Source organism: Tepidiphilus baoligensis (assembly GCF_012911495.1).
Lineage (GTDB): Bacteria > Pseudomonadota > Gammaproteobacteria > Burkholderiales > Rhodocyclaceae > Tepidiphilus > Tepidiphilus olei.
The window spans coordinates 92,583-114,285 of record NZ_JAAAUB010000004.1 but is presented as its reverse complement, the minus strand read 5'-3'; the positions used below and the strand labels follow the sequence as shown (position 1 = coordinate 114,285).

Below are 21,703 nucleotides of genomic sequence, written 5' to 3'. Positions count from 1 at the left end.
CGCGATGGCCGTCAATCTCTCTGCTCCCGATCCCAAGGACCTTCGCCCCGTCGCCGGGGTGCGACTCGGCGTGGCCGAGGCAGGCATCCGCAAGACCGGCCGGCGCGATCTCACCGTGATCTCGCTCGCGCCCGGCAGTCGCGTGGCCGGCGTCTTCACGCAAAACCGCTTCTGTGCTGCGCCGGTGCAGGTCTGCCGCGAACATTTGACGGGCGATGCCGCGCCCCGTGCGCTCGTCATCAATACGGGGGTGGCCAACGCCGGTACCGGCGCCGAGGGGCTGGAGGCGGCGCACCGCACCTGCAAGGCCGTATCGCAGGTGCTGGGAGTCGAGCCGCAGGAAGTGCTGCCGTTTTCCACCGGCGTCATCCTCGAGCCGCTGCCGGTGGAAAAGATCGAGGCCGCACTCGCTTCGCTCGTCACCAACCTGCGCACCGACGCCTGGGCCGAGGCCGCGCAGGCGATCATGACTACCGATACCGTGCCCAAAGCGTGCTCTCGTCAAGTGCGCCTCTCCGATGGAACCGTCGTCACCATCACCGGCATCAGCAAGGGCGCCGGCATGATCCGCCCCAACATGGCCACCATGCTCGGGTTCGTGGCCACCGACGCCAGGCTCGCCAAACCCTTGCTCGATGCCCTGGTGCGCGAGGCGGCTGATGAATCCTTCAACGCCATCACCGTCGATGGCGACACGTCTACCAACGACTCCTTCGTGCTGATCGCCACCGGCGCGGCCATGTCGCGCGAGCTCGCGGTGAGCGACGACGAAGACTACCGCAAGGTGCGCGCCGCCGTGATCGAAGTCTCGCGCTGGCTCGCCCAGGCCATCGTGCGCGACGGCGAAGGCGCCACCAAGTTCATCACCGTGCGGGTGGAGCGCGGCGCGTCGCGCGAAGAATGCCGCAAGGTCGCCTACGCCATCGCCCACTCGCCGCTGGTGAAGACCGCCTTCTTCGCTTCCGACCCCAACCTGGGCCGCATCCTCGCCGCCATCGGCTACGCCGGCATCGACGATCTCGATCCCGCGGCGATCCGCGTCTGGCTCGAAGCCGAGGGCGATTCCATCCTGGTGGCCGAAGGGGGCGGTCGGGCATCTTCCTACCGTGAGGAAGACGGCGCCCGCGTCATGAAGCACGCCGAAATCACCGTGCGCGTCGATCTCGCCCGGGGCGAGGCCGCCGCCACCGTCTGGACCTGCGATCTTTCCTTCGACTACGTCCGCATCAACGCCGAATACCGCAGCTAAGGAACATGCCGCGATGACCGATCCTGCCACCCTCCTTGCCCTGAGCCCGCTCGATGGCCGCTACGCCACCAAGCTCGACGCCCTGCGCCCGATTTTCTCCGAATACGGCTTCATGCGCGAGCGCGTGCGCGTCGAGATCGAATGGCTCAAGACGCTCGCCGCCGATCCTCGCATCAGCGAAGTTCCTGAACTTTCCCCCCGCACCCAACGCGAGCTCGACTTGCTCGTCGAGGAATTCAAGCCGTCGGATGCCGCGGCGATCAAGGCGATCGAGGCGCGCACCAACCACGACGTCAAGGCCGTCGAATACTGGATCAAGGAGCGGCTCGAAGGCTTGCCCGAAGCCGAGCGGGCGCGCGAGTTCGTACATTTCGCCTGCACCTCCGAAGACATCAACAACACCGCGCACGCGCTCATGCTCACCGCCGGGCGCGACCGGGTGCTGCTGCCGGCGCTCGACGCCGTGATCGAACGCTTCCGGGCACTCGCGCACGAACACGCGGCCCTGCCCATGCTCTCGCGCACCCACGGCCAGCCGGCGAGCCCCACGACCCTGGGCAAAGAGATGGCCAACGTCGCCGCGCGCCTGCAGCGCACCCGCGCCGCCATCGCCGCCGTGCGCCTCACGGCCAAGTTCAACGGCGCCGTGGGCAACTACAACGCGCACAGTATCGCCTACCCCGAGGTCGACTGGGAATCCTTCAACCGCCGTTTCATCGAATCGCTCGGGCTCGAGTTCAACCCCTATACAATACAGATCGAGCCGCACGATACGATGGCCGAACTCTTCGACGCCATGGCGCGGGCGAACACCATCCTCATCGACGCCTGCCGCGATCTGTGGCTCTACATCTCCTACGGATATTTCCGCCAGAAACTCAAAGAGGGCGAAGTCGGTTCTTCGACCATGCCGCACAAGGTCAACCCCATCGACTTCGAGAACGCGGAGGGGAATCTCGGTATCGCCAACGCCTTGCTGCGCCATTTTTCCGACAAACTTCCGGTGTCGCGCATGCAGCGCGATCTCACCGATTCCACGGTGCTGCGCAACATGGGTGTCGCATTTGGCCACACGCTGCTCGCGCTCGATTCGCTGCGCCGGGGGTTGGACAAGCTCGAGGCCGATCCGCACGCGCTCGAGCGCGATCTGGCCGAGGCTTGGGAAGTGCTCGCCGAGGCGGTGCAGACCGTGATGCGGCGCCACGGCATTCCCAATCCCTACGAGAAACTCAAGGAAATGACCCGCGGCAAGGCGATCACCGCCGAAACGCTGCGTGGATTCATCGCCGGCTTGCCGCTCCCGCAAGCCGCCAAGGAGCGGCTGCTCGCACTCGTGCCGCAGCAATACACCGGCAAGGCCGAGGAGCTCGCCCGGCGCATTTGAGGCTGCGTGAACCAACATGGCGCGCGGCCGCCGGGTAGAGCGTTCGACGCGTAGGATGCACGTTCTCTCGTAGGCAGTAGGCGAGCATACGAGTATCGGATGAAAACCACCTGCCTTCATGCAGTGGGTCGTTCGAAGCGCCCGGGTCTGGCATCGTGGATAGACCAGTGCTATGATTATATTTTTTGCATCTACCGCGAGGACATGACCGTCATGGCAGAGACTGGTGCCGTTGCCGAGCAGACTTCTTCCCCCGCCTTGCCCAAGAACCTCCGCGTCGAGAAAGTGATCTGGGTGCATCACTGGACCGACACCCTGTTCAGCTTCCGCTGCACCCGCGATCCGGGTTTTCGCTTCATCAATGGCCAGTTCGTGATGATCGGCCTGATGGTCGATGGCAAGCCGCTGCTGCGCGCCTATTCGATCGCCAGCGCCAACTGGGAAGAGCATCTCGAGTTCTATTCGATCAAAGTGCCCAACGGCCCGCTCACTTCCCGCCTGCAGCACCTCGAGGTGGGTGACGAGGTGCTCGTCTCCACCAAACCCACCGGCACGCTCGTGCAGGACAACCTCCTGCCCGGTGCCAAGCGCCTCTTTCTGCTCGCCACCGGCACGGGGCTCGCGCCTTTCATGTCCATCATCAAGGATCCGGACGTCTACGAGCGCTACGAGAAGGTGATCCTCGTGCACTGCACGCGCTGGGTGCGCGAGCTCGGCTACTACGACTACATCACCAAGGAACTGCCGCAGCACGAGTTTCTGGGCGAAATGGTGCGTGAAAAACTCATCTACTACCCCACCGTGACGCGCGAGCCCTTCATCCACCAGGGCCGCATCACCGACCTCATCACCAGCGGCAAGCTCGCCGCCGATCTCGGCATGCCCCAGCTCAATCCCGAGACCGACCGGGCGCTCTTGTGCGGCAGCATGCGCATGCTCGCCGACACGAGCAAGATCCTCGACGATCTGGGGTTTCAGGTCTCACCCAGCATGGGCGTGCCGGGGCATTACGCGGTCGAACGGGCGTTCGTCGATCAGTGACCCCTGAACGGCGGCATCGAGCAAGAAAAAGCCCCCGATCGGGGGCTTTTTGCTGACAAAGGCGCGTCAGACCACCGCTTCTTCCTTTTGCTTTGGCGGCTTCACCAAGTCTTCGCGCCTGACGCCGAACCACATCACCAGCGCCGACGAGACGAAAATCGACGAATAGATGCCGAAGACGATGCCGATGGTGAGGGCGAGCGCGAAGTTGCGCAAGGTCTCGCCGCCGAAGAGCAGGATCGTCACCACCATCGCCAGCGTGCTGGCATGGGTGATGATCGTGCGCGACATGGTCGCGGTGATTGCGTGATCGAGCACGGCGGGCGTGTCCATCTTGGCCCGGCGTTTCCTGAAGACTTCACGGACCCGGTCGAAGATGACGACCGTCTCGTTGACCGAGTAGCCAAGCACGGCGAGCACCGCTGCGAGTACGGAAAGCGAGAATTCCAACTGAAAGGCCGCGAAGACGCCGAGGATGATGACCACGTCGTGGAGATTGGCGACGATCGCCGATACTGCGAAACGCCATTCGAAACGCATCGCCAGATAGGCGACGATGCCCAGTATGACGAAAGCGAGCGCCATCAGACCGTTGGTCGCGAGCTCCTTGCCCACCTGTGGCCCGACGAATTCGACGCGGCGCACCTCGAAATCCACTTCCGGCACTTGAGCGAGGAGCGCCTGTACCCGTTCGCTCGCCTGGGCGCTTTCACCGTCTCCCAAATGAGGGAGACGGATGAGAAGATCGCGCGCGGAGCCGAAATTCTGCACCTGAGCCTCGCGCAGTCCTGCTTGGGCGAGGGTGGTTCGTACGACTTCCGGCGAGACGGTCTGGCTTGCGCGAACCTCGACGAGCGTGCCGCCCGTGAATTCGATCGAGAGATTGAGTCCGCGTAGCACGAGGAAGAGCACGGCGGCCATGAACGTGACGACGGACACGGCGTTGAACCACAGGGCATGCCGCATGAAGGGGATGTCTTGCCGCGGACGGAACCATTCCATTGCGCTCTCCGTTTAGCCGATCGAGAGATGGGCGATGCGTTTCTTGCCGCCGTAGGTGAAGTTGACCAGCATGCGCGACACGAGGATGGCCGAGAACATCGACGAGAGGATGCCGAGACAATGCACCACGGCGAAACCGCGCACGGGACCGGAACCGAAGACCAGGAGGGCCAATCCGGCGATGAGCGTGGTCACGTTCGAGTCGAGGATGGTGGCAAATGCGCGTTCGTAGCCCGTTGCGATGGCCATCTGAGGGGATACGCCGGCGCGCAACTCCTCACGAATGCGCTCGTTGATGAGCACGTTCGCGTCGATAGCCATGCCCAGGGTGAGCGCCATCGCTGCGATGCCGGGCAGAGTGAGGGTGGCTTGCAGCAGCGACAGGAGCGCCACGAGGAGCATCAGGTTGGCCGCCAGTGCCACGACCGAATAAAAACCGATGAGCTGGTAGTAGCTGATGATGAAAACGGCGATGATGACGAAACCCCAGAGCGTGGCCGTGACGCCGCGTTCGATGTTTTCTTTGCCGAGGCTGGGGCCGACGGTACGCTCCTCGACGATGCGCATCGGCGCGGCCAGACTGCCGGCGCGTAGCAGCAGCGCGATGTCACGCGCTTCTTCCACCGTCATCGCTCCAGAGATCTGTACTCTGCCACCGCTGATCTCGGTGCGGATCACCGGGGCGGTGACGACTTCGGCCTGTCCCCGTTCGATGAGCAGGATCGCCATGCGCTTGCCGACGTTCTCGCGCGTGACGTCGCGGAAGATGCGCGATCCAGCCGAATCCAGAGTCAAATGCACGGCCGGCTCGCCCGTCTGTCCGTCGAAGCCAGGCTGGGCGTCGGTGAGCCGCTCGCCCGTGAGGACGACGTCTTTCTTGACCAGGATGGGGCGACCGTTACGTTCGTAGAGGAGCTCGGTGCCTGGGGGGATGCGGCCAGCGAGCGCCTCTTCGAGTGCCCCCGGGGTGTCATCGACCAGCCGCACTTCCAAGGTGGCCGTGCGGCCGAGGATGTCCTTGGCCTTGGCCACGTCCTGCACGCCGGGTAGTTGCACGACGATGCGCTCCGCCCCTTGTTGCTGGATCACCGGCTCGGCGACGCCCAGCTCGTTGATGCGGTTGTGCAGCGTCGTGATGTTTTGCTTGAGCGCGTACTCGCGGATGGTTTGTTCGGCCGCGGGAGTCAGCCGGGCCACCAAGCGTACCGCCTCGCCCTGAGGCAGAATGTCCACGACGAGATCCGGCATGTTCCTGGTGATGATGCGCCGCGCCGCCTCGGCGGAGGGCTCATCGGCGAAACGCGCCTCGATCAGCTTGCCACTGCGGGAGATGCCCTGGTGCCGCACCCGCTCTGAGCGCATGAGCGAGCGCAGATCGGCGGCGATGGCGTCGAGCCGCTTGGTCACGGCGCCTTCCATGTCGACTTCGAGCAGGAAGTGCACGCCTCCTCTCAGGTCGAGGCCGAGATACATCGGCTTGGCGCCCAGGCGTGCAAGCCACTCGGGGGTACCGGGAAGGAGGTTGAGCGCGACGATCACCTCGGGCTTTGCCGGATCGGGGTTGAGCTCGGATTCGATCAGGTCTTTGGCCTGGATCTGGGTCTCGGTGTCGGCGAAACGAATCCGCAGCGCGCCAGGATCGTAGAGGAATCCTTGGTGGGCGAGCCCTGCTTCACCCAGTTTCGGCTCCAACCGGGCGGCGAGCGCGTAGGGGTCGAACGGCGCACCGGCACGTGCCGGGGTGATTTGCACGGCAGGGATCTCGCCGAAGAGGTTGGGTGCGGCGTAAATCGCCCCCAGCAGCAGCACGAAGGCGATCAGCAGGTTCTTCCACAGAGGGTAGCGGTTCATGGGCGGGGGCGCGCTTCAGAAGTTCTTCAGTGTACCCTTGGGTAAAACGGCGGCGATGGTCGGTTTTTGCACCGTCACTTCCACCCCCTTGGCGATCTCGACGCGAACGAAGTCGTTGTCTATTTCCGTGATGCGACCGGCAATGCCTCCCTGGGTGACCACCTCGTCGCCCTTCGAGAGGGACTGGATCATGGCTTTGTGCTCCTTGGCGCGCTTCATCTGCGGCCGCACCATCAGGAACCAGAGCACGACGAACATCAGGATGATGGGTAACAGCTGCATCAAGCCACCCGTCGGATCGGAAGCCGGGGCGCCTTGGGCGAAGGCATTGCTGATGAACATGGAAAACTCCTCGGGAGTGAGTAGAAAAGAAAAATTCTACCACTATGGGTGGGATAATCACCCTATATGCCTTTTGAGTGGCATGTGATGGCGTGGTGCTTTGGGCTCCCAGGATGCCCCAGGGCGCTGTTGCATGGCTGCGCCCTCTCGAGGAGGTGGGCACGCTTGCCGACCGGATGGGTCCATTCGTTGCGTTTCGTAGCGCCGTACGCCTTGCCCTGGAATCCTGGGCGCTGGATTCTCGTGACGTCGTTCCCTGTCGTAGCGACGATCGAGCGAAACCCTCTGGTTTTTTGGCTATCATAGGCAGCATGTGGCATCGACTTTTCCTCTTCCTTTCCCTCCTCGCCTTCGTCGGCCAGGGTTGGGCTTATCGGCTGCCCGATCTCGGTGCGGTGGCCACCGATGCATTCAGTACGCAGGAAGAGGAGGCCATCGGCCGGATGGTGATGGTACAGATACGCGAGCGGGAGCCCAATTATCTCGACGATCCGGAGCTGGAGGATTATCTGGCCGCGATTGGGCGTCGGCTGACCGAGGCTTCCGACCAGCCCTTTCGCCGCTACAGGTTTTTCGTGCTGCGCGACAACACGATCAATGCTTTCGCGATGCCGGGTGGCTATATCGGGGTGCACAGCGGCTTGATTCTCACTGCCGAAAGTGAATCGGAGCTCGCGGCGGTGCTCGCGCACGAGATGGGGCACGTGATCCATCGGCACATCGCGCAGCTCATCGACCAGCAGAAGACGAGCAACATGGTGATGTTGGGGTCGATGCTGGTGGCGATCCTCGCGGCGAGGACTGGTGGCTCGCAAGTGGCCGAAGCCGCCGCGGTCGGCGGTCAGGCATTCGCCGTGCAGCAACAGTTGAGTTTTTCTCGAGCATTCGAACACGATGCCGACCGAACGGGTCTCGACATTCTCGCCAAGGCGGGATTCGACCCGAGCGCTGCGCCGCGCTTCTTTGGGCGGTTGCTGCGCGAAAGCCGCCTCTACGAGAACAACGCGCCGGTATACATGCGCACGCACCCGCTGACGACCGATCGGATCTCGGATCTGGAGAACCGCATCTCCTCGCCGACTTTCAAGTATTCCCTGCGCCCACGGCTTGATTCGCTCGGCTTTTCGGCGGCGCGGGCCAAGCTCATGGCGATGAACGGTACCCCTTCCGAGGCCGTGGCCCGAGCGTTCGATGGCAGCGCGACGGGTATCGACCGGCAGATGGCCAGGGTGCGTGCGGCTTTGCGCGCCAACGACGTCAAACGCGCCCGCGCGACTTTCGATCAATACGCCAAGGGGTGGCCCGACGAGCATTGGCGTGATCTGCTGGAAGCGGAGGTGCTCACCGCCGAGGGGCGTCTGCCGGATGCCCTGGCGAAGCTCGAGCGGGCGATGCAACGAGCCCCCGAGGCGGCGGCGCCGCGCCTGTATGCGATCGACGTGGCGCTACGCCTGGGGCAGGTGGAGCGGGCCGAGCAGCTCGCGCGCGAAGCCGTCGACCGCGACAAGGGCGAGCGTCGCTATTGGCAGGCGCTGGGCAAGGTGGCTGCGGCCAAGGGGGACGAAGCCTGGGTGCATCGGGCCCAGGGGGAGAGTTTCGTGCTCGATGATCGGCTAGAGGCGGCCATCGATCAGTTCGAGCAGGCGCGTCGCGCCCGGCGAGGCGATTATTTTTGGGAGGCAGAACTGGACGCGAAGATCCGGATGCTCAAGGACGAAGTGCGTCAGCGCAAACGCCTGACACGCTGAGTGTTGGGGGAAACCGCCGCGGGTTTGCCGGCACGCGCGCGGGCTCGCAGCCGGCGTCTACCCTCCTGGGGGCGGCCGCAACGTACCAAGAGGAGGGTGGTATGGTTCGCGATCGACGTACCTGGTCCGTCGTGTGGACGGTGATCGTGGCGGTGCTGTGGTGCTATCCGGTGGCGGCGGCGGTGGCCGACGTACTGGGCGGCACGGCTCAGGCGGTCTACGTCTTCCTCGTGTGGGCGGGATCGGTGGGCCTGGCATTCTTCCTCTATCGTGGCGCGGAGCGCGACGATGCCGAGCGCTGAGGGGGTGTTTTCCTGGCAGCCTTTGCCTGCGTGGCTCGCGGCCATCGTCGCCTTCGGCTATCTCTCCTTGCTCTTCGCGGTCGCCTACCGTGCCGATCGGCAAGCCCGGCTCGGGCGTTCCCTCACCGACGCCGGTTGGGTCTATGCGCTCTCGATCGCGGTCTATTGTACTGCCTGGACGTATTTTGGCAGCGTCGGTCGGGCGGCGAGCGGTGGCTTGTGGTTCTTGCCCATCTATCTGGGGCCGACGCTGGTGATGCTGCTCGCCCCGGTCTTGGTGCGCCGCATGGTGCGCGTGGCCAAGGAGTGGCGCATCACCTCCGTGTCCGATTTCATCGCGACGCGCTACGGCCGGGCGGCAGGGCTGGGGCGTTTCGTCTCGCTGTTCGTCTTCGTGGGCGTGGTGCCGTACGTGGCCTTGCAGCTCAAGGCGATCGCGTTCGCGTTCGACGTGCTCACGGGGGTACCAGAAGCCACGGCGGCCGGATGGTGGAGCGATCGCAGCCTATGGGTTGCGGTGGTGCTCGTGATCTTCGCCGCGCTCTTCGGGACGCGGCATCTCGACGTGACCGAGCGGCACGAAGGTCTGGTGGCCGCGATCGCTTTCGAGTCGGTGGTCAAGTTGGCGGCTTTCCTCCTGCTCGGCGCCTGGGTTACTTTCGTCGTCTTCCCCGGTCCGGGGGAGATCATGGAGGCGGCGCAGGCGAGATTCGGTACGGCGATTGCGCCGCTCGATGCCGTCGACGGCCTGCATTATGGCGACTGGGCGGTCATGATCCTGCTCTCCGGGCTCGCTTTCCTCTTGCTGCCTCGCCAGTTTCAGGTGATGGTGGTGGAGAACGTGCGGGTGGGGCACGTGGATCGGGCAGCCTGGCAGTTTCCCGCCTACCTCTTGCTGATCAATCTGTTCGTGCTGCCGGTGGCCCTGGCAGGGCAGCTTTTCTTCGCTGACGTTTCTCTCGATCCAGATACCTACGTGCTGGCGCTGCCGCTCGCCCAGGGGCAGTCGTTGCTGGCGCTGCTCGTGTTCCTCGGGGGGATTTCGGCGGCCACCAGTATGGTGATCGTCGAGAGCGTGGCGGTGGCGACCATGGTGTGCAACGATTGGGTGGCGCCGTGGTGGGTACGCCGCCGTCAGGTGGCGGAATTGGGGCATGCGGAAATCGCCGGGACCCTGCTTTGGGTGCGCCGTGTGGTGATCGCCGCCGTGCTTGCATGCGGCTACGGGTACTACCGGCTCACGGGGGAGTCGTTCGCCTTGGTATCGATCGGTCTCATCAGCTTTGCGGCGGTGGCTCAGCTCGCGCCGGCAGCGCTCGGGGGCTTGTTCTGGTCCGGTGGGTCGCGCACGGGCGCTGCTGCGGGAATCGCAGTCGGTGTGCTGGTATGGGGCTATACCCTGATGCTGCCATCGCTTGCCAAATCCGGTTGGTTCGAGGCGCATTGGCTCGAAACGGGACCATGGGGGATGGTGTGGCTGCAACCGGAGCGCCTCTTCGGGGTCGAGGGGATGGCGCCGCTCACCGCGAGCGTCGTCTGGAGTCTGGGGCTCAATACCCTGGTCTACGTGCTTTTGTCCCTCGTCTTTCCCCCGCACGGGGCGGAAGCCCAGGGGGCGAGGCGGTTCGTGCGGGTCGAGTCCAGTGCCGGAGCCGGCGGCGTGTGGCGCGGTCGAGTCGGGGTGCCGGCGGTGGCCCAGGTGATGGCGCGCTTTCTGGGCGAGGAGAGAACCCGCGAGCTACTCCTGGGGTATGCCCGTGAGCGTGGTTTCGCCGCGGTCGAGGCGCTGGAGGTCGATGCCGCGTTCGTGCGTTTCGCCGAGACGATGCTGGCAGGGGCGATCGGCGGCGCGGCGGCGCGCCTGGTGCTCGAGACCTTGCTCGAAGAGGCGACCCCCAGCTTCGACGACGTGATGCACGTGCTCGACGAGGCCAACCAGATCCGCACCTATTCTCGCATGTTGGAAGAGAAATCGCGGGCGCTCGAGGAGGCGACGCGTCGGCTCCAGGAGGCCAACGAGAAACTCACCGAGCTCGATCGCCTCAAGGATGAATTCATCTCGGCCGTGACGCACGAATTGCGCACGCCTCTGACGTCGATCCGGGCCCTGGCCGAGATCCTGGCCGACGATCCCGATTTGCCGCGCGAGGATCGTCTGCGTTTCTACCGCATCATCGTGCGCGAATGTGAGCGGCTGACGCGACTGGTCAATCAGGTGCTCGATCTGGCCAAGCTGGAATCCGGTCACGGCGAGTGGCAGCCCGAAGCGCTCGAGATGCGGGACTTGGTCCAGGAGGCGATCGAGGCGATCGTGCCGCTGGCGCAGGAGAAGCAGGCGCGCCTCGAGGTGTCGATCGAGCCGGGATTGCCGGCGGTATGGGCGGATCGCGATCGGGTCGTGCAGGTGATCCTCAATTTGCTCAACAACGCGTTGAAATTCGTACCGGCGGGCGCGGGTATAATCACGATACGGGTAGGGCGACAGGCGGCGGGGGAAGTCGCCGTGCAGGTGGCCGACAATGGCCCGGGAATTCCGCCCGAGTTCATGCCCCACGTGTTCGAGCGTTTTCGCCAGGCGACGGGTGGTTTGGCAAAACCGCCAGGTACGGGGTTGGGGTTGGCGATCTGCAAGCGGATCGTCGAACATCTGGGCGGACGGATCTGGGTCGAATCGTTGCCCGGTGAGGGGGCGCGATTCACTTTCACGGTGCCGATCGCCGAACGGCTCGAACCCGGCAACGAAGGTGGGGGACACGATGACGAAGAAAATCCTAGTGGTCGATGACGAGGAGAACATCCTCATCTCGCTCGAATTTCTGCTGCAACGGGCCGGTTATGACGTAGCCGTGGCGCATGATGGCGATGAGGCCTTGGCCCAAGCCGAGCGTTTCGCCCCCGATCTCATCTTGCTCGACGTGATGATGCCGAAGAAGGATGGCTACGAGGTGTGCCGCTTGCTGCGTCAGGATCCGCGCCACGAGGCGTGCAAGATCGTGCTCCTCACGGCCAAGGGCCGGGACATCGATCGCGCCAAGGGGCTCGCCCAGGGCGCGGACGATTATCTCACCAAGCCTTTTTCCACCAAGGAACTGCTCGAGCACGTAGAGCGGTTGCTCGCGCCAGGGACGGTCTGATGGGGGCGCGCTGGCGCTTCGCGCTGGCGGTGGTGGTGCTGGCCGCCTTGATGACGGGACCTTTCCTGCTCACCGGCGCGATGGTGTGGGCCGACGCCTCCGAGGAGGCGCGCGATGCCTTGCGTGCTCTCGCCGAGCGCTGGTTGCCGCTCGGCGGGGTGACCACCGTGGCGGGATTTGCCTTGGGTATCGCCTTACTCGCGCGCCTCTTTCGCCATTACGTCCAGGGGCTGTTGCGCATGGCCGAGGGACTGGACGTGCTGCGCCGGGCCAATCCGGGTTTTCGCGTGCCGGAGGAGGGACCGCGCGAGGTGGTGACGCTCGCCCAGGCGATCAACCGGCTCGCCGACGAGCGCGATCGCCTGCTCGCCGAGCTCGACACGCGAGTGCGCGAGGCGCGTCATGCCGTCGAAGAAGAGCGCAACCGTTTGGCTGCGTTGATGGCCCAATTGGCCGAGGCGGTGATCGTATGCAACGCCGAAGGGCGGATTTTGCTCTACAACGAGGCGGCGCGCCGGCTGGCGCAGTCCTTCGGCGATTCTGCCACGGTGGCTGCGAGTGGCTGGATCGGCCTGGGGCGCTCGATCCATGCCCTGCTCGATCCCGATCTGGTGGCGCACGTCTTCGAGTCCCTCGAAGTCATGCTCGAGCAAGGAGAAGTTCGTCCGAGTATGCAGGTGGTGACGGCAACGCCAGCCGGCGCGCTCGTCCGGGTGCGTGTCTCACCGATCGCCGGGGAGGCGGCGAAAGAGCAGATCAGCGGCTATGTGCTCATGCTCGAAGACGTCACCGACCAGATCGAGCGCGAGGCTTCACGCAACGAGCTGCTCTTCGAGCTCACCGAGGGCAACCGGGCGGCCATCGCCAACATCCGTCTCGCTGCCGAGATGCTGCACTTGCCCGACGTGGACGAGGCGATGCGCGCACGCTTCCGCGCCGTGATCGCCCGTGAAGTCGAGGCGGTGAGCACGCGCCTCGACGTGGCTTCGCGGGCTTTTGCCGACGCGCTGCGCGCTCGTTGGCCACTCGAACCGATGCGCGGGGCGGATCTCCTGCACGCGGCAGCGGCCTACCTGAAGCGCCGCCTCGACGTCGTCCTCGAGCTCGAGATCCTCGACGAGGAGCTGTGGTTCGAGGCCGATCATTTCTCGTTGCTGCAGGCACTCGCTTTTCTCGCTGGTCGTCTCGTCGAGGACTACGGCGTGCCCATGTTACGACTGCGTCTTTCCGGCGACGATCGGCTCGTCTATCTCGACCTGGTGTGGTCGGGCGGCAGCCTCAGCAACGAGATCGTGACCGGCTGGGAACTGGAACCTCTGGGCTTGGGTGGAACGCGTTCGCCACTCACCTTGCGTGACGTGCTCGATCGTCACGGAGCCGCCATGTGGTTCGACCGGGAGAAAGCGCGCCATCGTGCCTTCGTGCGCCTGGCGCTGCCGCGCAAGCAGTCCGTTCGCCTCCCGCCATCGGCTACGCCCGCCGTGCCGGCGCTGGAGGAGGGACGGCCAGAATTCTATGATTTCGACCTTTTCGCCTGGTCGGACAAGGCGACCGCGCTCGAGGACAGGTCACTGGCCGAGCTGAGTTACACCGTGTTCGACACCGAGACCACCGGGCTCGATCCGAGCGGTGGCGACGAGATCATCCAGATCGGCGCTACCCGCATCGTCAATGGTCGCCTGCTCAAACACGAATCTTTCGAGCAGCTCATCGATCCGCGTCGCCCTCTCGATCCGGCCTCCATCGCCGTGCATCACATCACGCCGGAGATGCTGGAGGGGCAGCCGACGATCGAGGAAGTGTTGCCGGCTTTCCATCGCTTCGCGCAGGATACCGTGCTCGTGGCGCACAACGCCGCCTTCGACATGCGATTCCTTCAGCTCAAGGAGGAAAAACTCGGCGTGCGCTTCGATCAGCCCGTGCTCGACACGCTGCTCTTGGCGGCCTTCCTTTTGCCGAATCAGGAGCATTCGCTGGAAGCGCTGGCGCACTATTTCGGTGTGCGTGTCCTGGGGCGACACACGGCCTTGGGCGATGCGCTGGTGACGGCAGAGATCTTCCTCAAGATGATCCCGCTGCTCGCCGAGAAGGGCGTGGTCACGTTGCGCCAGGCACGTGAGGCGTCGCAGCAGACCTATTATGCCCGGCTGCGTTATTGAGCGGAGCGATGAATCCTTCCGCGGGGCGATTCTATTTCTTCTATTTCATCGGGTTCGCCCTCTTTTGCGTGGTGCTGGCGCTGGGCGAATCCTTTGGCATGTCGGCGCGCGCCATCGGATTCACTTTCCTCTTCGCCACCATCGCCCTTTATGCCGGCGTGGGGATGCTGGCGCGCACCTCCGACCTGCTCGAATTCTACGTCGCCGGGCGAGGAGTGCCGGGCATTGCCAATGGCATGGCAACCGCCGCCGATTGGGTGAGCGCGGCTTCCTTCATCGGCTTGGCAGGGATCATCTATCATCAGGGGTTCGAGGGGTTGGCTTACGTCACCGGCTGGACCGGCGGGTTCGTGCTCGTCGCCCTCTTGCTCGGTCCTTATCTGCGCAAGTTCGGTCGTTTTACCATCCCCGAGTTCCTCGAAGCGCGATACAACGGGCCCGTGGCATTGGCTGGGGTCGTGGCGGTGGTGCTCGCTTCTTTCGTCTATCTGGTGGCGCAGATCTATGGCGTGGGGCTCATCGCCAGCCGCTTCGTCGGGGTGGATTTCGGGCTCGGTGTGCTCATCGGCATGGCCGGCATCCTCGTTTGCTCCTTTCTCGGTGGCATGCGCGCGGTGACTTGGACGCAGGTGTCGCAGTATCTGATCCTCATCGTCGCGTATCTCGCGCCGATTGTGGTGCTGTCGATCGAACGCTTCGAAGTACCCTTGCCCCATCTGGTCATGGGTAAAATGGTCCAGACGGTGGCGCACGGCGTGTCCGAGCGGCGCGATGACCCCGATGAACAACTCGCCCGATCGCTCTACCGGGCACGGGCCGAGCAATACCAGCGCAAGATCGACGATTTGCCCGCATCGCTCTTGCACGAGCGCGAGATCCTCGAGCGTGAGCTCGCCCGGCTGCGTCAAGAGGAAGGGGATCCGCGCGCCATCTATCGTCTGGAGCACCAACGCCAGTCCTTGCCGTCGACGCCAGAGGAGGCGCGCGGCCATTGGCGGCGGTTGCGCGATGCGGCGCTCGCTCAGGCCCGATCACCGCGCGACTTCAGCCACGCCTGGTACGGGGATACGCCGCAGGAGCGACAAAACGCCCGGATCAATTTCCTCGCCTTGCTCTTCGTTCTGATGTGTGGGACCGCAGCGCTGCCGCACATCCTGATGCGCTACTACACCACGCCCACCGTATCGGAGGCGCGTAAGTCGACCGCCTGGACGCTCTTCTTCGTGGCGCTCCTCTATTTGGCGGCGCCGATCTATGCCATGTTCGCCAAAATCGAGGTGCTGCAGCACGTGGTCGGCCGCTCTTTCGACGAGCTGCCGGCTTGGCTCGTGTCTTGGTATCGCGTCGGTCTGGTCGCCTTCGAGGACATCAACGGCGATGGGATACTGCAGCTGGCCGAGCTCGTACTCAATCCCGATGGCATCGTTCTGGCATTGCCGGAAATGGGCGGTTTGCCCGCTTTCTTCGTCGGCCTGGTGGCGGCCGGCGGGCTGGCGGCGGCGCTTTCCACCGCCGACGGGCTGCTGTTGACCATCTCCAACGCCCTGGGGCACGACCTCTACTACCGCCGCTTTGCGCCCGAGGCGAGCACGCAGCGCCTCCTCATCGTCAATAAGATGCTGTTGCTGTCCGTGGCCGTGATCGCCGCCTGGGTGGCGATGCTGCGCTTCGATAGCATCCTGCTGCTCGTGGGCTTGGCGTTTTCGCTCGCCGCCTCGCTCCTCTTCCCGACCCTGATCCTGGGCATCTTCTGGCGCCGGGCGGCTCCTGCCGGAGCCCTGGCGGCGATGGTGACGGGCTGATGGCAAGTCTCGGCTACTACTTCCTGACGCACGAGTCTTTCGGCGGCAGACCCGACCTGCAGCTCTTCGGCATCCAACCGGTGGCCTGCGGTATCTTCGGTGTGCTCGCGGGCTTGGCAGCACACGTCGTGGTGAGCCTGGTCGGGCCGGAACCAGAGCAGGGGAAACAGGAGTTGGTCGATTTCCTCAAGCGTCCTTCTTGAGCCGGGATCGCCCTTTTCGGCTAAACTAACCGGTTCGATTTCTCGCTCATTCCGACGCCCATCCCATGAAAACCTCCGACATCCGCAAAGCCTTCCTCGACTTCTTCGCGAGCAAGGGGCACACGATCGTGCCCTCCAGCTCGCTCGTGCCTCAGGGTGACCCGACGCTGCTCTTCACCAACGCCGGCATGAACCAGTTCAAGAACGTCTTTCTCGGCCTGGAGGAGCGTTCCTACAAGCGTGCCACCACGGCGCAGAAATGCGTGCGCGCCGGGGGTAAGCACAACGACCTGGAAAACGTCGGCTATACCGCGCGGCACCACACCTTCTTCGAGATGCTGGGCAACTTCAGCTTCGGCGACTACTTCAAGCGCGAAGCCATCGCCTACGCCTGGGAGCTGCTCACCGAGGTTTTCAAGCTGCCGCCCGAGCGGCTGTGGGTGACGGTGTATGCCGAAGACGACGAAGCCTATCGCATCTGGGCCGAGGGAATCGGCGTGCCGCGCGAGCGCATCGTACGCATCGGCGACAACAAGGGCGCACGCTACGCTTCCGATAATTTCTGGATGATGGGCGACACCGGCCCCTGCGGACCGTGCACCGAAATCTTCTACGATCACGGCCCCGAAGTGCCGGGTGGCCCGCCGGGATCGCCCGACGAGGACGGGGATCGCTACATCGAGATCTGGAACCTCGTGTTCATGCAGTACAACCGCGACGACAAGGGTGAGATGCATCCCTTGCCCAAGCCCAGCGTCGACACCGGCATGGGGCTCGAGCGCATCGCCGCGGTGCTGCAGGGCGTGCATTCGAACTACGAGATCGACCTCTTCCAGCGACTCATCGCCGCGGCCATGGAACTCACCGGCTGCACCGACCGAGACCAGCCCAGCCTCAAGGTGCTCGCCGACCACATCCGCGCCGCTTCTTTCCTCATCGCCGACGGGGTCATTCCCGGCAACGAGGGGCGAGGCTACGTGCTGCGCCGCATCATCCGCCGCGCCATCCGCCACGGTTGGAAGCTCGGCGTGCGCGCACCGTTCTTCCACCGGCTGGTGCCGGCCCTGGTGGCCGAGATGGGTGAGGCCTATCCCGAGCTCGTGGCGCGCCAGTCGGTGATCGAAGCCACCCTCAGGCAGGAAGAAGAGCGATTCTTCGGCACCATCGAGCATGGCATGTCGCTGCTGGAAACGGTGATCGCGCAGATGCAGGCCAATGGCCAGGGCGAGCTCGACGGCGAGATCGCCTTCAAGCTGCACGACACCTACGGTTTTCCGCTGGATCTGACCGCCGACGTGCTGCGCGAGCGCGGCTTCACCGTAGACGTGGCGGGGTTCGACGCAGCCATGGCACGGCAAAAGGCCATGGCGCGCGCCGCGGGCAAATTCAAGATGCAGGCGGTGCTCGAATACGAAGGGCCGACGACGCGCTTCGAGGGCTACGAGACCTTGGAAGACGAGGGGGAGATCGTGGCGCTCTATCGCGACGGCGCGCCGGTCGAGGAACTCGCCGAGGGCGAGGAGGGCGTGGTGGTGCTCGATCGCACGCCGTTCTATGCCGAATCCGGCGGCCAGGCGGGCGATCGCGGCGAGCTGCGCGCTCCGGAGGGGATCTTCTCCGTCGAGGATACGCAGAAGATCCAGGCCGAGGTGTTCGGCCATTACGGCGTGGTGCGCACGGGGCGGCTCGCGCTGGGGCAGCGAGTGCGCGCCCGGGTCGATGCCGAGGCCCGCGCCGCCACCGCGCGGCACCATTCCGCCACACACCTCTTGCACAAGGCTTTGCGTGAAGTGCTGGGGTCGCACGTCGAGCAGAAAGGCTCACTCGTCGATGCCGACCGCCTGCGCTTCGATTTTGCGCACCATCAGCCGCTCACCCAGGAAGAGATCGAGCGCATCGAATGGCTCGTCAATCGCGAGGTGCTCGCCAACGTCCCCACGCGGGCCGAGGTGATGCCGCTCGAAGCGGCCAAGGCGAGCGGGGCGGTGATGCTCTTCGGCGAGAAATACGGCGAGACGGTGCGGGTGCTCACCATCGGCAGCTCCAAGGAGCTGTGCGGCGGCACGCACGTGGCGCGCACCGGCGACATCGGGTTGGTGAAGATCGTGGCCGAGAGCGCGATCGCCGCCGGCGTGCGCCGCATCGAGGCGGTCGCGGGAGAAGTGGCGCTGCGCTGGGTGCAAGGCGTGGATCGTACGCTGGAGCGGCTCGCCCAGACGCTCAAAGTGGCTCGCGAGGAAGTGCCCGCACGTGTGGAGGCCCTGCTCGAGCAGACGCGCGAGGCGGCGCGCGAACGGGCGCGGCTCGTGCAGCGGCTCGCCCAGGCCGAGGCGGCAGCGCTTGCCGCCGCCGCGGAGACCGCGGGTGAGGCGAAACTGCTCGTGCGCCGGGTGGAGGCCGACTCGCCCGAGGCGCTGCGCGAACTCGCCGACGCGCTGCGTTCCCGCCTGCCCAAGGCCGCGGTGCTGCTCGGTACCGTGATCGAAGGCAAGGCCGTGGTGCTCGCCGCGGTGAGCAAGGAGCTCAGTGCCCGCCTCAAGGCCGGTGACTGGGTCAAGGCCGCGGCCGAGGCGATGGGTGCGCGCGGCGGCGGTCGCCCCGAACTCGCCCAGGCCGGCGGCGGCGACCCGGCCAAGCTCGACGAGGCGCTCGGGCAGGGCAAGGCGTGGGCGCAGGAGCGGCTGCAGGGATGATCGCAGAAGCGTTGCCGGTCGGTGGCGACGGCGACGCTTTGCTGCGATCGTTCAAAACGGCAGTTCGATCCCCGGCCACACGCTCGTGAGGGCGCGGCGGAAGTCTTCCTGGATGCGCGCGAGCGCTTCGGGCGTGTCGGCCTCGAAGCGAAGCACCACCACCGGGGTGGTGTTGGAGGCGCGCGCGAGCCCGAAGCCGTCGGGGTATTCGACGCGCACGCCGTCGATGGTAATGATCTCACGCGCACCGGTGAAACCGCCGTAGCCTTGCAGCCGTTCGATGAGGGCAAACGGCTCGCCCTCCTTCATCTTGACGTTGAGCTCGGGCGTGGCGATGCTGTCGGGCAGCGCCTCGAGCACGGCGCTCGGATCGTCGTGGCGCGAGAGGATTTCCAGCAGGCGCGCAGCGGCATAGAGCCCGTCGTCGAAGCCGTACCAGCGATCCTTGAAGAAGACGTGCCCGCTCATCTCACCGGCGAGCGGCGCCCCCGTCTCGCGCAGCTTCGCCTTGATGAGGGCGTGTCCGGTCTTCCACATGAGCGGCACGCCACCATGCGCCCGGATGACTTCGGCGAGTTTGCGCGAGCATTTGACGTCGAAGAGGATCTGGGCGCCGGGATGGCGCGAGAGCACGTCGGCGGCAAAGAGCATCATCTGCCGATCGGGGAAGATGATCTTGCCGTGTTTGGTGACCACGCCCAGTCGGTCCCCGTCGCCGTCGAACGCCAGCCCCATCTCGGCATCGGTGGCGGCGACGCGCGCGATGAGGTCGTTCAGGTTCTCGGGTTTGGATGGATCGGGGTGGTGATTGGGGAAAGTGCCGTCGACCTCGCAAAAGAGCGCGTCGACCCGGCAGCCCAGCCGTTCGAGGAGCTCGGGGGCGAAGGCCCCGGCGACGCCGTTGCCGCAGTCGACTGCGACCTTCATGGGGCGGGCGAGTTTGACGTCGGAGGTGATGCGCGTGAAGTAGGCTTCGCGCACGTCCGCCCGGCGCAGCTGCCCCGCACCGCTTTCCAGGTCGCCTTCGGCCAGACGCCGACGCAGGTCCTGGATGAGCGGCCCGTAGAGGGTTTCACCGGCGAGCACCATCTTGAACCCGTTGTACTGGGGCGGATTGTGGCTACCGGTGACCGAGACGCAGGAACGGGTGCCGAGATGCTCGGCGGCGAAGTAGGTGACCGGGGTGGGGACGGCGCCGATGTCGATGACGTCCACGCCTGCGGCGAGGATTCCTTCGGCGAGCGCCGCGGCCAGCCGTGGGCCGGACAAACGCCCGTCGCGCCCGACCACGATCGCCTCCACCCGGCGTCGGCGCGCCTCGCTACCGATGGCGCGGCCGATGGCGCGGGCGACGTCTTCGGTGAGGGTCTCATCGACGATGCCGCGGATGTCATAGGCTTTGAAGATGCTGGCGTCGGGAAGCGTCATCGCAGAGGCTCGCAAAAGGGATCAGTGGTGTTTGGGTAAAGGGCCTTCGAAGTGGAAGCGCCGGCTGCAGTAGGGGCAGACGGCCTCGCCCTCGGCCGTGGGGTCGAGGAAGACGCGCGGGTGCAGCAGATCGACCGGCTCGCCGGGAAGCGGGCAGTGCAGCGGCAGATCCTCGGCGCGCACGGTGAGCTCGCGCTCCGTGCGCACGGTCTCGAGTGGATTGGAGGTACTCATCGGGGCGCTCCTCAGAGATAGGCGAGCCAGTGGTCGTACTCGGGCGCGCGGCCGGCGACGATGTCGAAGAATCGCTGCTGGATGCGGGTGGTGATGGGACCGCGCTTGCCCTCGCCGATGACGCGGTCGTCGAGTTCGCGGATCGGCGTGATCTCGGCGGCGGTGCCGCTGAAGAAGGCTTCGTCGGCGATGTAGATGTCGTCGCGCGTGAGCCTGCGCGACACGAAGGGGATGCCGAGTTCATCGGCGATGCGGATCACCGTGTCGCGGGTGATGCCCGTGAGCGCCGCGGCGATCTCCGGCTCGTAGAGCACCCCATCCTTGACCACGAAGAGGTTTTCCCCGGCGCCTTCCGCGACGAACCCTTGGGTGTCAAGCAGCAGCGCCTCGTCGTAGCCCTGGCTGGTGACTTCCTGGTTGGCGAGGATGGAGTTGGCGTAGGTGCTGGCGAGCTTGGCGCGCGGCATGGTCACGTTGACGTGCTGGCGCTGGAAGGAGGAGGTCTTGATGCGGATGCCGCGTTCCAGGCCGTCTTCGCCCAGATAGGCGCCCCAAGGCCAGGCGGCGATGGCCACGTGCACCTTGGCGCCTTTAGGCGAGACGCCCATCTTCTCCGAACCGTAGAAGGCGATGGGGCGGATGTAGCAGGATTCGAGGTTGTTTGCGCGCACCACCTCCTTCTGCGCTTCCATGAGCTCCTCGAGCGACCAGGGAATCGGCATCATGTAGATCTTGGCCGAATTGAGCAGGCGCTGGGTGTGCTCGCGCAGACGGAAAATGGCGGTGCCGCGCTCGGTGGCATAGGCGCGCAAGCCTTCGAACACGGCCAGGCCGTAGTGCAGGGAATGGGTGAGCACGTGGGTGGTGGCTTCACGCCAGGGCACGAGCTTGCCGTCGTACCAGATGAAGCCATCGCGATCGGACATCGACATGGGGTTCTCCTCGGGTGGATGGGCTCGGCGCTTACGCCGTGTAACGGCAGATTGTAGCGCAAAGCATTGTCGGGGTAGGAACCCATGCCCTAGGAGAAACCCTCGGGACAGCTCGAATGACCTTCTGCGCGGCTGCATGGCGGCGTTGCGCGGTGCCCTGATGCTCGCCTATCTGGGGTGTCTCGCATCCTGCGCTCCG

At 65.2% G+C, this 21,703-nt stretch carries 15 protein-coding genes and 1 pseudogene; 10 read left to right on the top strand and 6 right to left on the bottom strand.

What is annotated here, in order from left to right:
* The first annotated feature begins 4 nt into the window (after window positions 1–4).
* The 3 genes from argJ to GV368_RS04435 all read left to right on the top strand — a co-directional run bounded on the left by argJ (window position 5) and on the right by GV368_RS04435 (window position 3,674).
* Complete coding sequence (gene argJ, locus GV368_RS04445) at window positions 5–1,249, top strand: bifunctional glutamate N-acetyltransferase/amino-acid acetyltransferase ArgJ (protein ID WP_169115637.1); 1,245 nt, start codon at window positions 5–7, stop codon at window positions 1,247–1,249.
* Between the two features lie 13 nt (window positions 1,250–1,262).
* Window positions 1,263–2,633, top strand: coding sequence for an adenylosuccinate lyase (gene purB / locus GV368_RS04440; protein WP_169115636.1), 1,371 nt, complete (start codon window positions 1,263–1,265; stop codon window positions 2,631–2,633).
* Window positions 2,634–2,846: 213 nt separating this feature from the next.
* Window positions 2,847–3,674, top strand: coding sequence for a ferredoxin--NADP reductase (locus GV368_RS04435; protein ID WP_142808670.1), 828 nt, complete (start codon window positions 2,847–2,849; stop codon window positions 3,672–3,674).
* A 66-nt stretch (window positions 3,675–3,740) separates the two neighbouring features.
* Here GV368_RS04435 and secF read toward each other — a convergent pair whose 3' ends face one another.
* Genes secF through yajC form a run of 3 tightly spaced genes read right to left on the bottom strand, consistent with a single transcriptional unit; the run spans window position 3,741 to window position 6,869 of the window.
* Window positions 3,741–4,676 (bottom strand): protein translocase subunit SecF, encoded by a 936-nt coding sequence (gene secF / locus GV368_RS04430; protein WP_169115635.1) that lies wholly within the window; start codon window positions 4,674–4,676, stop codon window positions 3,741–3,743.
* A 12-nt stretch (window positions 4,677–4,688) separates the two neighbouring features.
* Window positions 4,689–6,527, bottom strand: coding sequence for a protein translocase subunit SecD (secD, locus tag GV368_RS04425; RefSeq protein WP_169115634.1), 1,839 nt, complete (start codon window positions 6,525–6,527; stop codon window positions 4,689–4,691).
* 15 nt (window positions 6,528–6,542) lie between these two features.
* Window positions 6,543–6,869: a preprotein translocase subunit YajC gene (gene yajC, locus GV368_RS04420; protein ID WP_142803514.1), complete on the bottom strand. Its 327-nt coding sequence runs from the start codon at window positions 6,867–6,869 to the stop codon at window positions 6,543–6,545.
* A 311-nt stretch (window positions 6,870–7,180) separates the two neighbouring features.
* Here yajC and GV368_RS04415 point away from each other — a divergent pair, with 311 nt between their 5' ends.
* From GV368_RS04415 to alaS, 7 genes and pseudogenes are all read left to right on the top strand, one after another.
* Complete coding sequence (locus tag GV368_RS04415) at window positions 7,181–8,617, top strand: beta-barrel assembly-enhancing protease (protein WP_169115633.1); 1,437 nt, start codon at window positions 7,181–7,183, stop codon at window positions 8,615–8,617.
* A gap of 101 nt (window positions 8,618–8,718) precedes the next feature.
* Window positions 8,719–8,919 carry a hypothetical protein gene (locus GV368_RS04410; RefSeq protein WP_169115632.1) on the top strand — a complete coding sequence of 67 codons (201 nt, stop codon included), beginning with the start codon at window positions 8,719–8,721 and terminating at the stop codon, window positions 8,917–8,919.
* Window positions 8,906–11,704 (top strand): ATP-binding protein, encoded by a 2,799-nt coding sequence (locus tag GV368_RS04405; protein ID WP_169115631.1) that lies wholly within the window; start codon window positions 8,906–8,908, stop codon window positions 11,702–11,704. The genes GV368_RS04410 and GV368_RS04405 overlap by 14 nt, the downstream gene beginning before the upstream one ends.
* Window positions 11,676–12,053: a response regulator transcription factor gene (locus GV368_RS04400; RefSeq protein WP_142803510.1), complete on the top strand. Its 378-nt coding sequence runs from the start codon at window positions 11,676–11,678 to the stop codon at window positions 12,051–12,053. The genes GV368_RS04405 and GV368_RS04400 overlap by 29 nt, the downstream gene beginning before the upstream one ends.
* Complete coding sequence (locus GV368_RS04395; protein ID WP_169115630.1) at window positions 12,053–14,212, top strand: 3'-5' exonuclease; 2,160 nt, start codon at window positions 12,053–12,055, stop codon at window positions 14,210–14,212. The genes GV368_RS04400 and GV368_RS04395 overlap by 1 nt, the downstream gene beginning before the upstream one ends.
* An 8-nt stretch (window positions 14,213–14,220) precedes the next feature.
* Window positions 14,221–16,217: pseudogene (locus GV368_RS04390) on the top strand (sodium:solute symporter family protein).
* 65 nt (window positions 16,218–16,282) lie between these two features.
* Complete coding sequence (gene alaS / locus GV368_RS04385; protein ID WP_169115629.1) at window positions 16,283–18,910, top strand: alanine--tRNA ligase; 2,628 nt, start codon at window positions 16,283–16,285, stop codon at window positions 18,908–18,910.
* 51 nt (window positions 18,911–18,961) lie between these two features.
* Here alaS and GV368_RS04380 read toward each other — a convergent pair whose 3' ends face one another.
* From GV368_RS04380 to GV368_RS04370, 3 genes are read right to left on the bottom strand one after another with little or no spacing between them, the layout of a single operon-like run.
* On the bottom strand, window positions 18,962–20,338 hold the full coding sequence (locus tag GV368_RS04380; protein ID WP_169115628.1) for a phosphomannomutase/phosphoglucomutase: 1,377 nt from the start codon (window positions 20,336–20,338) through the stop codon (window positions 18,962–18,964).
* Between the two features lie 21 nt (window positions 20,339–20,359).
* Window positions 20,360–20,572, bottom strand: coding sequence for a zinc-finger domain-containing protein (locus tag GV368_RS04375; protein ID WP_142808693.1), 213 nt, complete (start codon window positions 20,570–20,572; stop codon window positions 20,360–20,362).
* Between the two features lie 11 nt (window positions 20,573–20,583).
* The gene (locus GV368_RS04370) at window positions 20,584–21,504 is read right to left on the bottom strand and encodes a branched-chain amino acid transaminase (RefSeq protein WP_142808695.1); all 921 of its coding nucleotides are present in this window, start codon (window positions 21,502–21,504) and stop codon (window positions 20,584–20,586) included.
* Between the last annotated feature and the right edge of the window lie 199 nt (window positions 21,505–21,703).